This is a genomic window from Haematomicrobium sanguinis DSM 21259 (genome assembly GCF_000688395.1).
Classification (GTDB): Bacteria; Actinomycetota; Actinomycetes; order Actinomycetales; family Micrococcaceae; genus Haematomicrobium; species Haematomicrobium sanguinis.
The window spans coordinates 69,287-86,713 of record NZ_JIAG01000014.1; the positions used below are offsets into that span (position 1 = coordinate 69,287).

Sequence of the window (17,427 nt, forward strand, 5' to 3'; positions counted from 1 at the left end):
TACACGACATCGACCCCTCGTCGCCGGCTATGCAGTTACTTTTCTCGCGAACTGCGTTGCTAGTGTTTCGCCTTGCGCCGGGCATTAGCGAGGACGAGCGCCGCACCCACGGCAAGCACCGTCAGACCGCCTAGTGCGATCGAACCTGTCATGGCACCAGTGTCCGGGAGATCGCCCCCAGGCGATGAGGTTGCCGTCGCAGAGCCACTCGGTGAGCCACCCGGAGCGTCGCTCGGGGACTCCGAGCTCGTCGGCGAGGGAGTGCCGGTTGGCTGACCACTAGGCTGACCGGTAGGGCTTCCAGTTGGCACATTGGTGGGGGCCGGAGTGTCCGTTGGAGTGTCGGTCGGGACCGGTGTGCCGGTTGGGGTCCCAGTGGGCGTCGCGGTCGGCTCTCCAGTGGGTCCCGGCGTCGCCGTCGGCTGACCTGTCGGTGTTGCAGTTGGGGTTTCGGTGGGTTCGCCCGTTGGTGCAGGCGTGGCCGTTGGGGTCCCGGTGGGCGTTGCGGTCGGCTCGCCGGTGGGCGGAGCCGTTTCTGACGTCAGGGTGAGCGCGACCGGGAGGTTGACATCCACAAACTCGCCGCTGAGGCGCGGGAAGATTGCCGATCCGGCGGCCTCAGCCAGAGCAAACACTGACGAACCGGGGACGCCACCAGAACCAAGCGGCCGCCCGGATGCAGTGCTGGATGCAGTGCCGGTTGCAGTGCCGGTTGCAGTGCTGGATGCAGTGCCGGTTGCAGTGCCGGTTGCAGCGTCGGATGCAGTGCTGGTTGCAGCGTCGGATGCAGTGGCGGTTGCAATGCCGGACGTAGTTCCGTCTGCAGTGCCGTCTGAAGTAGCGCTTCCTGTGCCAGTTGCTGTACCGCTTGCAGTACCGCTTGCAGTGCCACTTCCGGTGCCAGCGCTCGCGGCCGGCACGGTGAATGTCACCTTCGCGTTTCCGTTAGCTACCGGCCAGGTGCCGACATTCGTGCCGGCAATGTCTCCGGTGATTTCGGTCGTTTCCGGTGCTCCCAGCGAGTTCAGGTTCAACCCGAAAACTTCAGCCGTAACGGTGTCGCCCGTCGTGGCCTCGGCGCTCGCAGTGCGAACCTCGACGCCGCGCTTGACGAAGTCGGGGCTGATCGGCGACTTCGACTTTAGGTAATTCTCGAACGCCTGAATATCCTTGAGTCCCGAGGGCGTCACATCCGTTGCCTCTTTCAGCACGCTCAAACCGTCCCCGCCGCCGAACAGGAAACTGAAGCTCCCCAGCCGGAAGGAATCCTCGGGCGCCACCGCGTTGCCATTCACCCACACCCCGGTGACCCGATCACCAAACTCTCGCGTTGTATCAAAGGTGTACCGGACGTTAGCCGACAATGACAACGCAAGGTAGCGTTCAGCCCCGCCGTCGTTCTTCTGCCACTGCTGCTCGAGCAACCGCTTCAACTGCGCGCCCGTAATGGTGCCGGTGACCATGTCATTGTTGAAGGGCAGCACGCTCTCCGCGGTGGCGCGGCGAATCACGCCGTCCTCGCCGTAAAAGAGCTCATCGCGCAGACCGCCCGGGTTGACCAGCCCGATCTCCGCGCCGCCGCGCTCCGCCGGGCCCAACTCGCTAGCGATCATGTCCGCAATCAGGTTCCCCAGCGTGGATTGCTGCGTGATATCGCCTCGGCTGTCGCCGCGGAAAGCGGTGGTGATGTCCGCAGTGACCGACCCCCATGGCACGTTGATCTTGTCCGCCTCGGCAAGTGCCGCGTCCACAATCTCCTTGACCTTCGCTACGCGCGGGTACTTTTCGGCCAGCGCGGCGGGGTCTTCGGTGCTCCGCGGCACGTTTCCGCTGCTGTAGCTGATGACCTCGCCGGTCGCAGTGTCCACCGTCAACTGGACCTGCGCCAGGAAAGCGCCATACTCGCCCGCCTGAATGACCGGGCGCGTGCGGCCCGGATCGCCCGGAACCGGCGCATCCCAGGAGTACTTCTGATGCGTGTGCGCATTGAACAGCACGTCCACGTCAGGGCTCGTGTTCTGCACAATATTCGCAAAGACACCACCCTGCGCGAGCGCCTCGTCAAGGGTGGAAGTGGCGTCGTTGACGGGGGCGCCGTCGTGATAATTCGCGACGATCACATCCGCCAGACCCTGCGCCTTGATCTTCGCGGCCTCGCGGTTGACCGCCTCGACCGGGTCGCCGAAGTCGACGTCTTTGACGCCTTCGACAGGAACCATGGTCGGCGTGTTTTGCGGTGCGGTGCCAATGATCGCGACCCGAACACCGTTCACGTCCTTAATCACGTAGGGGTCAAATACCGTCTCGGTAGTGCCCTTGCGGTAAATATTGGCGGCTAGGTACGGGAAGTCGACGGCGTCGGCGACGCGGCCCGTGGCATCGGAGACACCCCGGTCCAACTCATGATTCCCCACCGCCGATGCCGCCATTTCCAGTGCGTTGAGCGTGTCCATGGTCGGAACATCCTCGGCAATGCGCGAGGCAAAGGACGAGGCGCCAATCAGGTCACCACTACCGAGCAAGATCGAACCGTCCGGGTTCTCTGCGCGCAACTGCTCGATGGTGCCCGCATAGTTCACGGTGTTGTCATCGATGCGGCCGTGGAAGTCATTGGTGGCAAGGAGGTTGATGTTCGCGGTTTGGGGCTGGGGCTCTGGCCCCGTCCCGGCCGTGAAGTTGAATCCCACAACCTCCGGATTGTGGTCCGAGGACCGCAACGCATCCGGCTGGTACAGGTTGGTCACGTTCGCGTTGTACCGCGAGTACTCGAAACCGACCGACTGCGTGGCATTGATGTTCCAAATCTCGGCGGCAGTCATGGCCTCGCGAGCCTGGGCGGACATGAAGACGTGGTCTAGCGACCCCAACAGCCCGCCAAAGAGATAAGAGAATGTGGTGCCATCGGTCGGCGCGTCCACATAGCCTGCCTGGCGCAAAACCTGCAGCGGGTCCTCTTGCGAGTAGGAGTTGAAGTCGCCAGAGAGAATGACATTGTCGGTACCCGCCGCCTGCTTCTGCTCATCCGCAAATTTCACCAGGGACTGCGCCTGTTCGACGCGCCGCTGGTTCCATGCGCCCTGACCGTCGCCCTTGTCCGCATTGGGGTCGGTTGGCGAATCTGGCGCGGAGCCTTTGGACTTGAAGTGGTTCACGATGACGAGGAAGTTGGCGGAATCGCCCGCGGCGCCGGAATCGCCCGCGGTGCCCCCGGCGGCCCCGGCTTCCCCCGCCCCAACCGGCCGGAACACCTGCGCCAGTGGCTTCCGCGCATTCACAAACGCGACCCGATCATCCAGAATCGCAGACTCGCCCACGGGCTCAACTTCCGCCTTCTTGTAAATGAACGCGGTCCGGATGAAGTCCTCTTGGTCCAGCGGCGGAACCACCGACGGGGTTGGGACAAACGCCCACGTGTCCGGCGCGGCGGCGTTCAACGCATCCACCAGAGTGGATAGCGCCTCGTCCCGGTCCTTGCCGAACTTCGCCGAATTCTCGATTTCCTCCAGCGAAACCACGTTCGCGCCGAGCTCGTTGATGGCCGCGACGATCTTGTCTTGTTGCCGCTTCAGGTTCTCGGCATTCGCCGCGCCTCGGGCGTCACAGCCACCGCGCACCGTCGTGGGCGCGCCGTCACGGTCTTGATAGAACGTGCACCCGCTCAATTGATCGCCCGTGGTTGTGAAGTAGTTCAGCACATTGAAGCTGGACACCCGAATGTTTCCGCCCACCTGTGGTGCGGCCGGAACCGGCACCTCGCCAATACTGGCCGGCTGCACCTCCTCGGCGTTTGCCGTGGTCAGTTCGGAGGTGGGTTGCAACCGCCAGGAATCGTTTCGGTAGTCCACCACGACCGGCTTGGTAAAGCTCACCGGCGCACCCACCACAACCCGCTGTGCCAAGGACAAGTACGGCAACGGCGTCCCAGTATTGACCGGATTCAAGAAATTCGTGGAGGCCCCGTCATCCAAACGCACCACACGGGCAGCGGCATCATCCTTAGCCGCCTGCCACTCGGGCGAATTGACCGGCCCGGCCTCGGTTGGCTGCAGGATCGGCGCCGCGCCGAGCGACAGGCCCATGTCGCCGTACTGGTTCGTGGAGTAATTGTCGCTGACAAAGTAGTCGCCCTCGGGTGCCAGCAGCATCCCTTCAAGGGACTCACGCTCGGCCTCGGCCGCAGGCCACGCGGAAGCGACCGGTTTTACCGCCTCGACCGCCTCGTCCAGCACCCGCGCCCCGCCGGATAGCACCGTGATCTCGGTCAGCCCCTTGTATTCGCTGACCTGGCCGGACACCTCGACATAATCGCCGACCGCCACCGACCCCACGGTTTGCGCCGAGTACACAAAGATCGCGTCCGAGGCCTTGTGCGTGGCAAAGTCCATATCCCCGCCAGTCCCCGGCGTCTGAAGAAAATACCCGTTCAACCCACCGGTCGGGTACGCCGCGGTCACCACACCGCGCGTGGTCACCTCTTGGTTTTCCAGCGGCGAGCTTGCCCCGGTACCCTGAATGTCCGAAATAGCGGTCACCGCACCGGGCGTCGCCGTGGGTGACAAAGTGGGAGTCGGCCCCGGAGTCGCAGTCGCCGTCGGTGCCACAGTAGGAGTCGGCTCACCCGCCCCCTGACTGTTTTCCCGTGTCACCTCACTGCTCACCGTGAAGTCCGCCGCATTATTGTCGGTATCGGTACCGCCGCGCACCAGCGACTGCACCACCCGCGTCCCGCCGAGCGCCGGAGCGGCCGCCCCCTCAAACACGGATGCGCTCCCGTAGCCCACCAAATCCACCACGCGCTCATCACTGACCGCGGTCTCAGGCGTCAGCCCGCTCAGTAGCGACCCCTGTTTGGACAGAATCACGACCCCGTTCGACCCGCTCAAATTCGGCGAACCGCTCGCATCCGGCGTCGGCAGCGGCGAACCATTGGACCCATTCGACCCCAGTTGCACCAAATACTTCCCACCCGCCGGGACGCTCCCGGCCAGCTCCGCCGCGCTCGTCGCCGCGGAACCGCTCGCCGACTGGTATTGCACGCTCCACCCATCCACACTCACCGGCGCGCCACTTAGGTTCGCGAGCTCCACAAACTTGTTCGCATACGGTTGCCCGGCGCTCCCGCCGGCCGCATAAATTTCATTAATCACGACGGCGTTGCTCGCCACTTCTGCCTCGGCTCGCCCCGGGACGGGGTTGGCAGATACCGAGGCATCCGTCGGAGCGAGCGGGTCGGCATTGGCCGGAATGACGGCGCCGGTTGCGGCCATCGCAAACGCCGCGAGGAAAGCGAGGACAGCTCTTATCGGTCCAGGCTGGCCCATATGTCCTGCCTTATGGCGCGGTGTACCCGTATGACGCGGTGTGCGCGCTCGCGCGCCGGAACCGGCGGCCGGCTCGATTTTGGGCATAGCGGTATGACGGTTGTGACTCATGGGGGTTTCTTTCCCGTCGGTTGGTGGAGGCTGACTTAGTGGTTGGAGTTTTTGCGTGCGCGGCTAATGGCCAGTGCGGTGCCGCCAATGAGCAGCAGTACCACGGCGCCGATGCCCAGCGGCACCAGGTTGTTGGCACCGGTATCGGGTAGCCCGCCTCCGCCCGAGGTGGGCGTAGCGCTAGCGGTGGCCGTCGGCTCTCCCGTGGGCTCGTCGGTCGGCTGAGCCGTCGGCTCCCCGGTGGGCTCCCCTGTCGGTTCTCCCGTCGGAGTGGCTGCCCCTTGAATCGCCACCGGAAGCATCGAAACGGTTCCAGACTCCGGAGTGGTCAACGTCAACCAGTCGCCCTCGGTCGCGTCTTTCGGGACGGTGAAGGTAATGCTGCCGGCGCCGTCTTTAATGTCTCCGGTCGCCAGGTCGGTCACGGTCGCATCTCCGACGAGCGGCGCACCGCCGAGCGCGCCCCGCTTCTTGGCGGCGGCGCTACCAGTGCTAGCCGGGTTCAGTTGCACCGTGGCACTCGTGATCTCCGGGGAACCGAGCGAAGTCATTTGCAGGGTGGAGGCATTGAGCGTGTAGGTTTCTCCCGCGGTCACTGTCGCTGGCAATCCATTGACGCCTACGGCGTGCTTGGCGAAGTTCGGCGAGAGGGGCTTGTTCGCCTCCAGGTAGGAGATCCAGCCGTCGCGGTCGATCAGACCGGAGTCGCGTGAGTCGCTGCCTTGGGTGAAGACGCGGAAATTATCGCCGCCGAAGATCAAGAAGCTGAACGTGCCAATGCGGTAGTTGGCATTCGGGTCATACAGTTCGCCGTTGATCGTGATCCCGGTAATGTGCTCGCCTTGGGCGGCTTCGGGATCAAAGGTGTACTGAACGTTGTCGGAGAGCCCCAATTGCAGGTAGGAGCGGCTTGGCTTGGTGCCGTCGACGGTCGTCTGCCACTGTTGCTCCAACAATTCCTTGAACTGCGCGCCGGTCAAGGTGGTGGTCCACAAATTGTTGAGGAACGGCAGAACGCTATTGGCCTCGGCAAAGCTCACCTTGCCATCGGGGGCGTAGTAGAGTTCCGAGCGCAACCCACCGGGGTTGACCACGCCGATGTCGGCGCCGCCGCGCTCGGGCGACCCGAGCGTTTCACGCAGCATGTTCGCGACCGTATTTCCGAGCGTCGATTCGCTCCCGCGATCGTCTCGAGCGGGCTTGCCATCCTTCAGACTAAATGCGGTGGTGATGTCCGCGGTGACCTCGCCGACAACCTCGTTGCCCTTCTGGGCCGCGAACGTGAGCGCCCCGTCCACGGTGTCCTTGACCGCCTGCACACTCGGGTACTTGGCAATGATTCCGGCATCGAACTCGGCTTGGATGCGGGCGGCGTCCTCCTCGCTCGCATCCTCGGGAATGTCCGCTGTCAGCCTCGGTACGAGGGCTTGCGCGTAGGAGACCACCGTGTTGGAATCATCCAGGTTGAGCGTGATGTTTCCGAGATTTTCGCCGTAGTTTCCGGTCTGAATGATGGGGCGAGTCTTGCCTGCCACGCCGGGGACGGGTGCGTCATAGGTGTACGCCTGGTGAGTGTGTCCGGTCACGATCGCTGCGACATCCGCGGAGATGCCCTCGGCGATGGACTTGAAGACCGGGCTGGAATCGATCGCTTCTTGATAGCTTGCCGAGCCGTCGGGGGCGCCTTCGTGCAAGGTGGCAATGAAGACGTCGGCTTCGCCCGAGGACTGCAACTGCGACACCACATCATTGATACTGGCCACTGGATCGCGGAACTCGAGGTTCTCGATGCCCGCAGGGGACACCAGGGTGCTCGTTTCCTGGGTCACCGCGCCGATCACGGCAACGCGAGTGCCGTTGACATCGGCAATGTAATAGGCCGGGAGCGCCCGCTCCTGGGTTCCCTTCACAAAGACGTTCGCCCCGAGAATCGGGAAGTTCGCCCAACTTTGAGTCTCGTTCTTCAGGAAGTCATAACCCTTGTCGAACTCGTGGTTTCCGGCGGCGGTCGCGTTCAAGCCAACTTCGTTGAGCACATCCACCGTGGGCCGATCATCCTGAACGGACGAGGCAAAAAGCGAGGCAGAGATGTTGTCGCCGGCGCTCACCACCAACGTGTTCTCCGGTGCCTTGGCGCGCAGTTCTTCGACCGTCCCAGCCCACCCGACGGTGTTTTGGTCGATACGGCCGTGGAAGTCGTTGAAATTGATGAGGTTAATGCTCTTGGTCGCCTCGGCTGCCGGGCTGGCCTCTGGAGTAGCAGTTGCCGGCGCGCTTGGAGCGGACGGCGCGCTCGGGGAAGCCACAGCGGGCAATACGGCGGCGGCCCCCACCGTTGCCGCGAGCAGGAAGCTCGCCCCCATCCGCCAGAGCGAAGTCATTGTGAGTTTTGAGGCCATCTGTCTATCTCCGTTGCCAACAGTGTCGCCGAGAATTCCATCAATAAGGTGTGCGGCCGAGTGCTGGACCGCGCTAATACGAGTGGGATATAGCGGGCACCCCAGCGCCCGCTATATCCCATCCAATCAGTCAAAGGTTAACTTTGGGTAGGTTCTGGCAAATTTATCCGCCAAAACTTATGCTCCGGAGCCCTTGCCCTTGAGCGATCCGGTGACCTCCTTGAAGACCGCCGTGGACGTCGACTTCTCGAGGTCGACTTCGCCAATCAAGCATTGGATGAGCCGGTCATCGGCTTGATCCCACGTGCTCTGAGTCGGGTACAGGTAGGTGTACTCCACAAACGGGCCGCCGCTCTCGAGGTTCTGAGACTCATAGTCGGCACCATAGAATTCGTTGAGCTGGGCGATGCAGAAGTCATCCGCCTGCTGTTCCAGGTCGCCGGAGGGCGGGTACGTTGCACTGGTGACCTCCATGTCCGCGTACACCTCGAGCGTGTGCGGCTGCTCGCACGGGATGATGTCGGTGTTCGTAATTTCGGTGCCGGTCAGATCGTTGGTGCAGTCGCCTGTCTTGAGCGAGAAGACGGTGGCACCGGTCGCCGCCTCGGTTGCCTTGCCGCTCTCATCGCGGGCCGCGTCGCCTCCCCCGCCAAAGATCGAGCAGCCGGTCAATCCCAGCACCAGGGCAAGAGCGGCCAGGGCAACGCCACAAGAATGTCGAACGTTTCGTGCAACTGAATGAGCCATGTGATTCCCCTCAAATGTGCGCATTTGGGAACACCACACTCGCGGACGGCGAGTTACCTCGAAGCGTCCCCAAACGCTGAGTCGAGTGATACTTGCGAGCCTAGCCCAAAGTGAGCGCACTCACATTATTTTTTGGCGTCGATTAAGGAACCGGTCGTCTTTTTAAAGGTCAGGTCCCCACCGGTGGACGCCGCGACATCGACCTGCCCGATCAGACACAAAATTTGCCGGTCCTCATTCTCATCCCACGACTTCTGATTCGGGTACAGCCCGGTCGTGGAATACACGGACGTCTTCACATCCGTATTCATCAGTTTCTTAAACTCTGCGCTGCAAAATTCGGTGTACTGCTTTTGTACGGCATCATCGCCCGGATAGGTATCGCCAGTGACCGGGGTCTGTGCAAAGGCTTCCAAATCATGCTCTGCCGAGCACGGGGTCACCGTCACGGTGGTGAAACCGGACATTCCCGGGTTCAGCAAACAGTCTCCGTTGCGCACCTTATAAGCACCGATATCGGCCTGCTCGGTGACCTTGCCGTTCTCATCCCGCGGCGCATCCGGGTTCTTGCCGAGCCCGCAAGCACCCAAGGCCAAGGCGAGAAATGCGGCGATGGTGACTAACGCCGTCGTACGTAAAAAACTGTGCTGAACCATCACCTTGAGGTTATCGCACCGGCCCGCGCCTCAAGGCTAGCCACGCGGTGATCCCCGGGGGTAGCGTAAGCTCCGGGAGCGTGCCGAGGGGCGCGCCGGAAAGGGAGTCATGGCAGATCTGAACCCGTACATCAACTTTGATAATCGCGCTCGGGAAGCAATGGAGTTTTACCAGAGCGTGCTCGGCGGCGAACTGAGCTTGAACACCTACGGGGAGTTCAACGCGTCGGAGGACCCGGGCGAGCAGGACAAGATCATGCACGCGCAACTCAAGACCGAGGACGGCATGGTGTTCATGGCCGCGGATACGCCCAACGGGATGCCCTATAACGGCATTAGCGGCATCAGCCTGAGCATCACCGGGTCCAAAGCGGACGAGGAGAAGCTGCGCGGCTACTGGGATGGATTGCAAGCGGGCGGGCAATTGATCATGCCGCTCGAGCCACAAGTCTGGGGCGACCTGTTCGGCATGTTCACCGACAAGTACGGCGTGACCTGGATGGTCAATATTGCCGGTGAGTAAGGGCGCTCGCGGAGCGCGCGGCTCGGCGCGACTCAAGAGTCGCCGTGCCTGAGGGTCATTCGATTTACCGCTTGGCCCGGCAGCTTGACTCGGTGTTTGTGGGGGAGACGCTTCAGGTGTCTTCCCCACAAGGGCGTTTTGAGGCCGGTGCCGCTCTGCTCAATGGCCGAGCGCTTCAGCGTGCCTGGGCGCACGGCAAGCACCTATTTCTGGATTTCGGCGGCCCAGTGCTACACGTGCACTTGGGGCTTTACGGTGCGTTTAGCTTCGGCGGGGACGAGCAGTTTACCGGAGCCTCCAGCATCGGCGCGCCGAGGCGGATCGGGGAGCGGGAAGTGAGCGCGCGCGGCGCTGGGCCAGATACCTACACTGGCCCGCCGGAACCGGTCGGCGCGGTGCGCGTGCGGCTAGTCGGCGCGCACGGGTGGGCCGATCTGCGCGGCGCCACCACCTGTGAAGTGCTCACCGCCCCCGAGGTCGACGCGGTTCTCGCCCGCCTCGGTCCCGACCCTATCAACCCGTCACCCGGGCGACCTCGCGCTGAACCGAACGCCGACGCGGAAAGGTTCGTCAACGCCGTCGTACGTCGAAAGACGCCGATCGGCCAGCTGCTGATGTCCCAAGAGGTGATTGCCGGGGTGGGCAATATTTATCGCGCCGAGTCGCTGTTTGCGCTCGGGCTCGATCCGCGCACCCCGGGCAGTTCCGTGCCGTGCCCGGCATTGCGCGCGCTTTGGGATGTGCTCGCCGTGTGGATGCGGCTGGGGACCGTGACCGGGCGGATTATTACGACGGCGCCGCTCGCCTGCGCGCTGGACTCCCGCGAGCTGGGGGTGCTTGGGGCGGGGTGGGGAGGCGGCCGGGGTAGCGCGGATGCGTCGCCTAGCGTGTCGGGGTTGAGCGCGGTGCAGGAGTTGAGTGCGGTGCCGGAGGCCGAGGCGCACTGGGTGTACAAACGCGCCGGTGAGCCGTGCCGGGTGTGTGGCACGCCGATTGCGCTCGCCGAGATGGCCGGTCGCAAAGTGTATTGGTGTCCCGGGTGCCAAGTGGTCTAAGTGCCCCTGATCACGGAGCACCGCTCTGCGCCCCTTGACAATCAAAGATAAACACAGATAAAGTCACTCAAACACAGATTGAGGTGATGTGAGTCACGCGGCCCTCCTTGCCGGCCACGAGGCTCGCACCCTGAATCGCCAGCCACGAGGAGTGACATGTTCGCCGAAGAGCGCCAGGAGCGGATCGCGACGCTGATTGCCGATGCGGGCCGGTGCACTGTGGCGGACCTGACCGCGACCCTTGGCGTCACGGCCGAAACCGTACGCCGGGACCTGGACCTTCTCGAGTCCATGGGCAAACTGCGGCGCGTACACGGCGGTGCCGTCTCGGTGGATGCCTCCAGCATGAGCGAGCCAAGCCTGGGAGAGCGGCAAGCGCAGCACATGGGGGAGAAGTCGCGCATTGCCCGCGCAGCGCTGGCGTACATTCCGCGTGGCGGCAACGCGTCGGTGTTGCTGGATGCCGGAACCACCACGGAGGGCCTGGCATCGCTGCTCGCGCAAGGCCCCTCTGCCCAAGCACACGAGTTATTAGTGATCACCAATGCGGTGCCGATTGCCGGAACATTGGCCGCGAACCCGGAACTGGAAGTGGACCTGCTCGGCGGCCACGTGCGTGGTCTCACCCAAGCCACCGTGGGGGCGGCGGCCGAAGCGCAACTGGAAGCGCTCCGCCCCGATGTCGCATTCATTGGCACCAACGGGCTCAGCGCCGCGTTTGGTCTATCCACCCCGGACGCGCAAGAGGCGCGCATCAAGACCGCAATGGTGCGCGCAGCCCGCCGAGTGATCTTGCTGGCGGACTCGAGCAAGCTCAGCCAGGAAACCCTCGTTCGCTTTGCCGAGCTCAAGGAGATTGACGTGCTCATTACCGATAAAGAACCAGCGCCCACACTTGCCGCGGCACTAGCCGAGGCCGAGGTCGAGGTGGTGTTTGCATGATCGTTACCCTCACCGTTAACCCGAGCCTGGACCGCACCATTGAACTGGCCGGCGAACTACGCCGCGGCGAGGTGCAACGCGCCACCGCCAGCGGCACCCACCCGGGCGGCAAAGGCGTAAACATCAGCCGTGCGCTGGAAAGGACCGGGCTGCGCACCGTCGCCGTCCTCCCGGACATCCCAGACGGCGACCTCACCCTCCAGCTCGACGCCGAAGGCATCAACTTTCTCCCGATTCACACCCGGAAGCCGGCACGCTCCAACGTCACCATCACCGAACCGGACGGCGTGACGACCAAAATCAATGAGCCGGGGCCCGAGCTCGACCGTAGCGAGCTTGACGAGATTTTTTCCGCACTCCTGGGCCACCGGGAGTACGCCACCTGGTTTGTGCTGGCCGGCTCCCTCCCGCCGGGTCTCGCCCCTTCGTACTACGCGGACCTCATGACGGACCTGCGCACCCAGCTCGGCGAATCGACCCCGCAGTTCGCGATCGACGCTTCCGGCCCCGCCCTCGCCTTCGCCGCCGACAATGCACCGAACCTCATCAAGCCCAACAGCGATGAGCTGGCCGAGCTGCTTGCCGCCGAGGGTGTGAGCACCTGGAGCCCGGAGCAACTCGAAGCGGACCCGGCCCTGACCGCAACGGCCAGCCGGACGCTCGTGGAACGCGGCGTCGGCGCGGTGCTGGCAACGCTCGGCGCGCGTGGCGCTGTCCTCACCACCCGCGAGGGCGCATGGCACGGGCGCCCCCGCCCGATCCGCGCGCGTAGCACGGTGGGCGCCGGGGATGCCGCGCTGGCCGGTTACCTTTTTGCCCGCGAGATGAACGACGCCGATGCCCCCTTAGCGCTCGCCACCGCCGTGGCATTTGGGTCGGCAGCCGCGGGGCTGCCGGGCACCGAGATGCCGCTTGCCGATGAGGTTGACCCCTCCACCGTCACCATCACACCACTTCCGTAACTCACACGGACCCGAAGGAAAATCATGAGTGAAATCATTACCGAGAACCTCGTTCTCCTCGATCAAAACCTTGGCTCGAGTGCCGAGGACGTGATCCGCGCGCTCGCCGAACGGATTACCGAGGCCGGACGGGCCACCGAATCCGAGTCGCTATTTGCCGACGCCTGGGCGCGCGAGCAAAAGAACGGCACCGGCGTCCCCGGCGGCATCGCGATCCCGCACTGTCGGAGCGAGTCCGTCTTAGAGCCGACGCTCGCGATGGCGCGGCTGAGTGAACCGGTCGACTTCGGTGCGAAGGACGGCCCCGCGGACATCGTGTTTTTCATCGCCGCGCCCGCCGGTGCGGACAAGGCGCACCTGAAACTCCTCTCCGCTCTCGCCCGCTCGCTCGTGAAAAAGGACTTCACCGCGGCGCTTCGCGAGGCGCAGACCCCGCGCGAGATCGTGGAACTGGTGGACGCGGCGATTGCGCCCAAAGCGGCGCCTGCCGAGTCTGACTCCGCACCTGCCGCTGAGTCGGTTGCCACCGCGGGCGATCCTGCCGCCGGCCCCGCTGTTGCCCCCGTGGACGCCCCGCGCAAGATCGTCGCGGTCACGGCCTGCGCCACCGGCATTGCCCACACCTACATGGCCGCCGACTCGCTGACCCAGGCCGCCAAGGATATGGGCGTGGACATCGCGGTGGAAACCCAGGGCTCGGCCGGTGCCAAACCGCTGAACCCCCAGACCATTCAGGACGCCGATGCGGTCATCTTCGCCGTCGACGTGGACGTGCGGGAAAAATCCCGGTTCGCTGGGAAGCCCGTTATTAATGTGCCGGTCAAGGCCGGCATTGAGGAACCGCAAGAGCTCATCGAAAAGGCGCTCGCCGCGGCCAGCGACCCGAACGCCACCCGCGTTGCCGCAGGCACCGGAGGGTCCACCCAAGGAGCCGGGACTTCCACCGAAGAGGAAAGCGCCAGCCTCGGCGAAAAGATCAAGCGCGTGCTGCTGACCGGCGTGAGCTACATGATCCCCTTCGTTGCCGGTGGCGGTCTGCTCATCGCGCTCGGCTTCCTGTTGGCCGGAACCGATATTGCCAACGCCGGGGTCGCCGACACCATCTTGACCGAAAACAACCTCGGCAACCTGCCTGCCGAAATGGGTGGGCACGCACCGCTTTTGGTCTACCTCGGTGCCGTCGCGTTCAAGATCGGCGCCCTGTCGATGGGCTTCCTCGTCCCGGCGCTCGCCGGGTATATCGCCTACGGCATCGCCGACCGCACCGGCATCGCCCCCGGTTTCACCGCCGGCGCCGTCGCCAGCTTCATGGGCGCCGGGTTCATTGGCGGACTCGTGGGCGGTGTACTTGCCGGGCTGGTCGCCTACTGGCTCAATTCGCTCTCCGTGCCGCGCTGGCTCCGCGGCCTCATGCCGGTGGTGATTATCCCGCTGATTGCCTCGATCATCGCCTCGGGTGCGATGTTCCTCTTCCTGGGCGGCCCGATCGCTGCGCTTACTGAAGCACTGAATAGCTGGCTGTCCTCGATGACCGGTGCCTCCGCCGTCGTACTGGGCATTATCTTGGGCCTGATGATGTGCTTTGACCTCGGTGGGCCGGTCAACAAGGTCGCATATTCGTTTGCGGTTGCCGGGCTCGGCGCCGCGAGCGTGAGCAACGAGGGGCCGTGGCTGATCATGGCCGCCGTCATGGGTGCTGGCATGGTGCCGCCGCTTGGGATGGCGCTCGCCACGTTCCTCGCGCGCAACCTCTTCACCCTGCCGGAGCGCGAAAACGGGAAGGCCGCGGTGCTTTTGGGCGCCTCGTTCATTTCCGAGGGTGCGATCCCGTTTGCCGCCGCCGATCCGCTGCGCGTCATCCCGGCGTCGATGCTGGGTGGCGCGGTGACCGGTGCCCTCTCGATGGCCTTTGGGGTAACGTCGAAGGCACCACACGGCGGACTGTTTGTCGGCTTCGCGATCGACCCGGTCCTCGCGTGGAGCCTGGCCATTGTGGTGGGCAGCGTTGTCACCGCGCTGAGCGTGATCGCGCTGAAGAAGTGGGTTGGCGCGCGCCAGCCGGAGGAGGCGATTGCATGAAAGGCATCGGAGTCAGCCCCGGGCGAGTGATCGGCCCGGTGGCGCGGATGGGAGATCCGGTCGCCGAACCGCGTGCAGACCAACCATTAAGCACGACGGCGGAGCTCGCCACCGAGCAGCTCAAAGCAGCTTCCGCACGGGTCGCCGAAGACCTCAAGGCACGCGCTTCGCGCGCGAGCGGGGACGGTAAGGCGGTGCTGGAGGCGACAGCCCTCATGGCCAGCGATCCGATGCTCATTAAGAGTGCCGCAAAGCTGATTGCGGGCGGCGCTTCGCCCGAGCGCGCCATGTGGGACGCGGCCGCGAAGGTCGCCGCCCAATTGGAGTCCCTCGGCGGGTACATGGCCGAGCGCGTCCACGATGTCTACGACGTCCGCTCCCGCATTATTGCCGAGCTCCGCGGCGAGTCCGCGCCCGGCGTGCCAGAGTCGAGTGTGCCCTTTGTGCTGGTCGCCCACGATCTGGCACCGGCCGACACGGCAACCCTGGACCCTGCAAAGGTGTTGGCGCTCGTGACGGCAGAGGGTGGACCGCAGTCGCACACCGCGATCCTGGCGCGCGCCCTCGGGTTGCCCGCCGTAGTGGCGGTGCATGAGGCCGGTGCCCTCGTCGACGGCGCGGAGGTGTTTGTGGACGGCGGTAGCGGCGAGGTAGTGTCCCCGCCGACCCCCGAGAACGTGGCCGCGGCCACGCAGTGGGCGGTGCAGGCCGCCGAACTGGGGTCCTTTGACGGGCGCGGCCAACTGGCCGACGGTTACCCGGTGCCGTTGCTGGCCAATATCGGGACCGTCGCCGATGCGCGTGCCGCCGTCGAGGCGAACGCCGAAGGCGTGGGGCTCTTCCGCACCGAGTTCTTGTTCCTGGACCGCGCCGACGAACCAAGCGTTCATGAGCAAGTCGCGGCGTATCGCGGCGTGTTCGACCTCTTTGCCGGCAAGAAGGTTGTGGTGCGGACGCTGGATGCCGGGGCGGACAAACCGTTGCCGTTCTTGAGCGACGCCGAGGAGCCGAACCCGGCGCTCGGGGCCCGCGGCTTCCGCACCGAATTGCGTACCCCGGGAGTGTTGGGCAGGCAATTGTCGGCGATTGCCGAGGCCGCCTCGGGCTCGGACGCCGAGGTGTGGGTCATGGCGCCCATGGTGTCCACCGGCCCGGAAGCCGCGGCGTTCAAGGCCATGTGCGAGGTCGCCGGACTGCCCGTTGCCGGCGCCATGGTCGAGGTGCCCTCCGCGGCGATCAACGCGGATCACATTTTGACCTTCGCCGACTTTGCCAGCATCGGCACGAACGACCTCACCCAGTACACCATGGCCGCCGATCGACAGGTCGGTGTGTTGGCCGAGTTCAACGATCCCTGGCAACCCGCCGTGATCGCGATGGTGGAGGCCACGACCCTTGGTGCCGCCCGCGCGGCTAAGGCGGCTGGCGCCAACTCCGCCAAGCCCATTGGGGTATGCGGTGAGGCTGCCGCGGACCCGGGCTACGCCGTCGTGCTTGTGGGGCTGGGGGTGCAAACCCTCTCGATGACCGCCCGCGCGTTGCCTGCGGTGGCGCGCGTGCTCGCCACGGTCACACTGGATGGGGCGCGCTCGATTGCGGCCAAGGCGCGTGCGGCGGCGACAGCGGGGGAGGCCCGTGCTGCGGTGCGTGAAGAATTGCCCGTGTTGGAAGAACTTGGACTATAGGAGACACACATGGTGGAACGTCAAGCGACAATTGCAAGCAAGGTCGGGCTGCATGCGCGGCCGGCGGCGATCTTTACCGAGGCGGCGCAGGACCTCGACTTTGAGGTGACGATCGCGGCCGAGGGCGAGCCGGCGGATGAGGCGCTGGATGCGTCAAGCATTCTCTCGATCATGGGGCTCGGCGCCGAACAGGGCGATGTCGTGGTGCTGCGCGCCGAGGACGGACCGGGCGTCGCCGAGGGGCTCGACTCGCTCGTCGCGATCCTGGAAACCGACCACGACGCCGAATAACCCTCCCGTCTATGTAGCGCGACACGCCGAGGAAACGCGCGTTTCCTCGGCGTGTCGATCCTTCTATAGTTCGTCAAGTGAGCTTTGGTTGAGTGTTCGGTAGATGTGGCGGACGATGTAGCGTTTGAGGGATCGGCGGATTTCGGGTTTGGTTTTGCCTTCGGCGAGGCGTTTTTCTACGTATGCGCGGGTGTGGGAGTCGTGGGTCATGCGTGAGACCGCGATCATGTGCAGGGCCGCGTTGAGTTTCCGGTCGCCGCTGCGGTTGAGCCGGTGGCGTTGCGTGTTCCCGGAGGAGGCCGGGATCGGGTTCACGCCTGCTATCGCGGCGAACGCGGCTTCGCTTTTCACCCGGCGCGGGTGGGACCACACGATCATCGCCCGGGCGGCACTGATCGGACCGATCCCTTTTTCTTTCAAGAGCACGGCTGCTTCGATGTGTTCCAGGGCGTGGGTGATCAATTCTTTGTTCTCGGCGAGTTGCTCGTCGAGGTCCTGGATGCGTTTGGCCAGCCGGATCGCTTCATGACGCGCGGTAGCGATGTCCAGGTCCTCGCCCTTGCGGGCACGCCAGCCGGCGATCATAGTGATCGTCGCTTTGGACAGGGCTTTGCGGGTGTCCAGACCGAACTCGGTTTTACGTACCAAAGCGCCGA

The 17,427-nt window shown here is 64.5% G+C and carries 12 protein-coding genes; 7 read left to right on the forward strand and 5 right to left on the reverse strand.

All coding sequences use genetic code 11. The features are described from left to right. Nucleotides 1-59: 59 nt before the first annotated feature. From O148_RS16440 to O148_RS0112270, 4 genes are all read right to left on the reverse strand, one after another. A complete protein-coding gene (locus tag O148_RS16440; RefSeq protein WP_169737535.1) occupies nucleotides 60-5,321 on the reverse strand; it encodes an ExeM/NucH family extracellular endonuclease in 5,262 nt (1,753 codons plus the stop codon). Nucleotides 5,322-5,467: 146 nt separating this feature from the next. Then, complete coding sequence (locus O148_RS0112260; RefSeq protein ID WP_051620170.1) at nucleotides 5,468-7,831, reverse strand: 5'-nucleotidase C-terminal domain-containing protein; 2,364 nt, start codon at nucleotides 7,829-7,831, stop codon at nucleotides 5,468-5,470. Nucleotides 7,832-8,008: 177 nt separating this feature from the next. After that, nucleotides 8,009-8,578: a septum formation family protein gene (locus tag O148_RS0112265; protein WP_169737536.1), complete on the reverse strand. Its 570-nt coding sequence runs from the start codon at nucleotides 8,576-8,578 to the stop codon at nucleotides 8,009-8,011. A gap of 125 nt (nucleotides 8,579-8,703) precedes the next feature. Then, entirely contained in the window at nucleotides 8,704-9,234 is a 531-nt protein-coding gene (locus O148_RS0112270) for a septum formation family protein (protein WP_026531156.1), read from the reverse strand. 109 nt (nucleotides 9,235-9,343) lie between these two features. On the opposite strand from O148_RS0112270, the gene O148_RS0112275 reads away from it, so the two are divergent. The 7 genes from O148_RS0112275 (at nucleotide 9,344) to O148_RS0112305 (ending at nucleotide 16,771) form a co-directional block, all read left to right on the forward strand. Then, the gene (locus O148_RS0112275; RefSeq protein ID WP_026531157.1) at nucleotides 9,344-9,757 is read left to right on the forward strand and encodes a VOC family protein; all 414 of its coding nucleotides are present in this window, start codon (nucleotides 9,344-9,346) and stop codon (nucleotides 9,755-9,757) included. A 44-nt stretch (nucleotides 9,758-9,801) separates the two neighbouring features. Continuing rightward, nucleotides 9,802-10,812, forward strand: coding sequence for an Fpg/Nei family DNA glycosylase (locus O148_RS0112280; RefSeq protein ID WP_026531158.1), 1,011 nt, complete (start codon nucleotides 9,802-9,804; stop codon nucleotides 10,810-10,812). Nucleotides 10,813-10,968: 156 nt separating this feature from the next. Next, the gene (locus O148_RS0112285; RefSeq protein WP_026531159.1) at nucleotides 10,969-11,754 is read left to right on the forward strand and encodes a DeoR/GlpR family DNA-binding transcription regulator; all 786 of its coding nucleotides are present in this window, start codon (nucleotides 10,969-10,971) and stop codon (nucleotides 11,752-11,754) included. Then, nucleotides 11,751-12,716 carry a 1-phosphofructokinase family hexose kinase gene (locus tag O148_RS0112290; protein WP_026531160.1) on the forward strand — a complete coding sequence of 322 codons (966 nt, stop codon included), beginning with the start codon at nucleotides 11,751-11,753 and terminating at the stop codon, nucleotides 12,714-12,716. Before O148_RS0112285 ends, O148_RS0112290 begins: the two co-directional genes overlap by 4 nt. A gap of 24 nt (nucleotides 12,717-12,740) precedes the next feature. Next, nucleotides 12,741-14,795: a PTS fructose transporter subunit IIABC gene (locus tag O148_RS0112295; protein WP_026531161.1), complete on the forward strand. Its 2,055-nt coding sequence runs from the start codon at nucleotides 12,741-12,743 to the stop codon at nucleotides 14,793-14,795. After that, nucleotides 14,792-16,480 carry a phosphoenolpyruvate--protein phosphotransferase gene (gene ptsP, locus O148_RS0112300; RefSeq protein WP_026531162.1) on the forward strand — a complete coding sequence of 563 codons (1,689 nt, stop codon included), beginning with the start codon at nucleotides 14,792-14,794 and terminating at the stop codon, nucleotides 16,478-16,480. Before O148_RS0112295 ends, ptsP begins: the two co-directional genes overlap by 4 nt. 9 nt (nucleotides 16,481-16,489) lie before the next feature. Continuing rightward, nucleotides 16,490-16,771 carry an HPr family phosphocarrier protein gene (locus O148_RS0112305; protein WP_026531163.1) on the forward strand — a complete coding sequence of 94 codons (282 nt, stop codon included), beginning with the start codon at nucleotides 16,490-16,492 and terminating at the stop codon, nucleotides 16,769-16,771. Nucleotides 16,772-16,834: 63 nt separating this feature from the next. On the opposite strand, the gene O148_RS0112310 is transcribed toward O148_RS0112305, so the two are convergent. Next, nucleotides 16,835-17,427 (reverse strand): transposase (locus O148_RS0112310; RefSeq protein ID WP_026531164.1); only part of this gene is annotated, 593 nt, incomplete at its 5' end.

Coding starts and splice junctions, on each gene's coding strand:
- O148_RS0112290 (WP_026531160.1), top strand. CDS start 11,751: ATGATCGTTACCCTCACCGTTAACCCGAGCCTGGACCGCACCATTGAA.
- O148_RS0112305 (WP_026531163.1), top strand. CDS start 16,490: ATGGTGGAACGTCAAGCGACAATTGCAAGCAAGGTCGGGCTGCATGCG.
- ptsP (WP_026531162.1), top strand. CDS start 14,792: ATGAAAGGCATCGGAGTCAGCCCCGGGCGAGTGATCGGCCCGGTGGCG.
- O148_RS0112270 (WP_026531156.1), bottom strand. CDS start 9,234: ATGGTTCAGCACAGTTTTTTACGTACGACGGCGTTAGTCACCATCGCC.
- O148_RS0112265 (WP_169737536.1), bottom strand. CDS start 8,578: ATGGCTCATTCAGTTGCACGAAACGTTCGACATTCTTGTGGCGTTGCC.
- O148_RS0112275 (WP_026531157.1), top strand. CDS start 9,344: ATGGCAGATCTGAACCCGTACATCAACTTTGATAATCGCGCTCGGGAA.
- O148_RS0112295 (WP_026531161.1), top strand. CDS start 12,741: ATGAGTGAAATCATTACCGAGAACCTCGTTCTCCTCGATCAAAACCTT.
- O148_RS0112285 (WP_026531159.1), top strand. CDS start 10,969: ATGTTCGCCGAAGAGCGCCAGGAGCGGATCGCGACGCTGATTGCCGAT.
- O148_RS16440 (WP_169737535.1), bottom strand. CDS start 5,321: ATGGGCCAGCCTGGACCGATAAGAGCTGTCCTCGCTTTCCTCGCGGCG.
- O148_RS0112260 (WP_051620170.1), bottom strand. CDS start 7,831: ATGGCCTCAAAACTCACAATGACTTCGCTCTGGCGGATGGGGGCGAGC.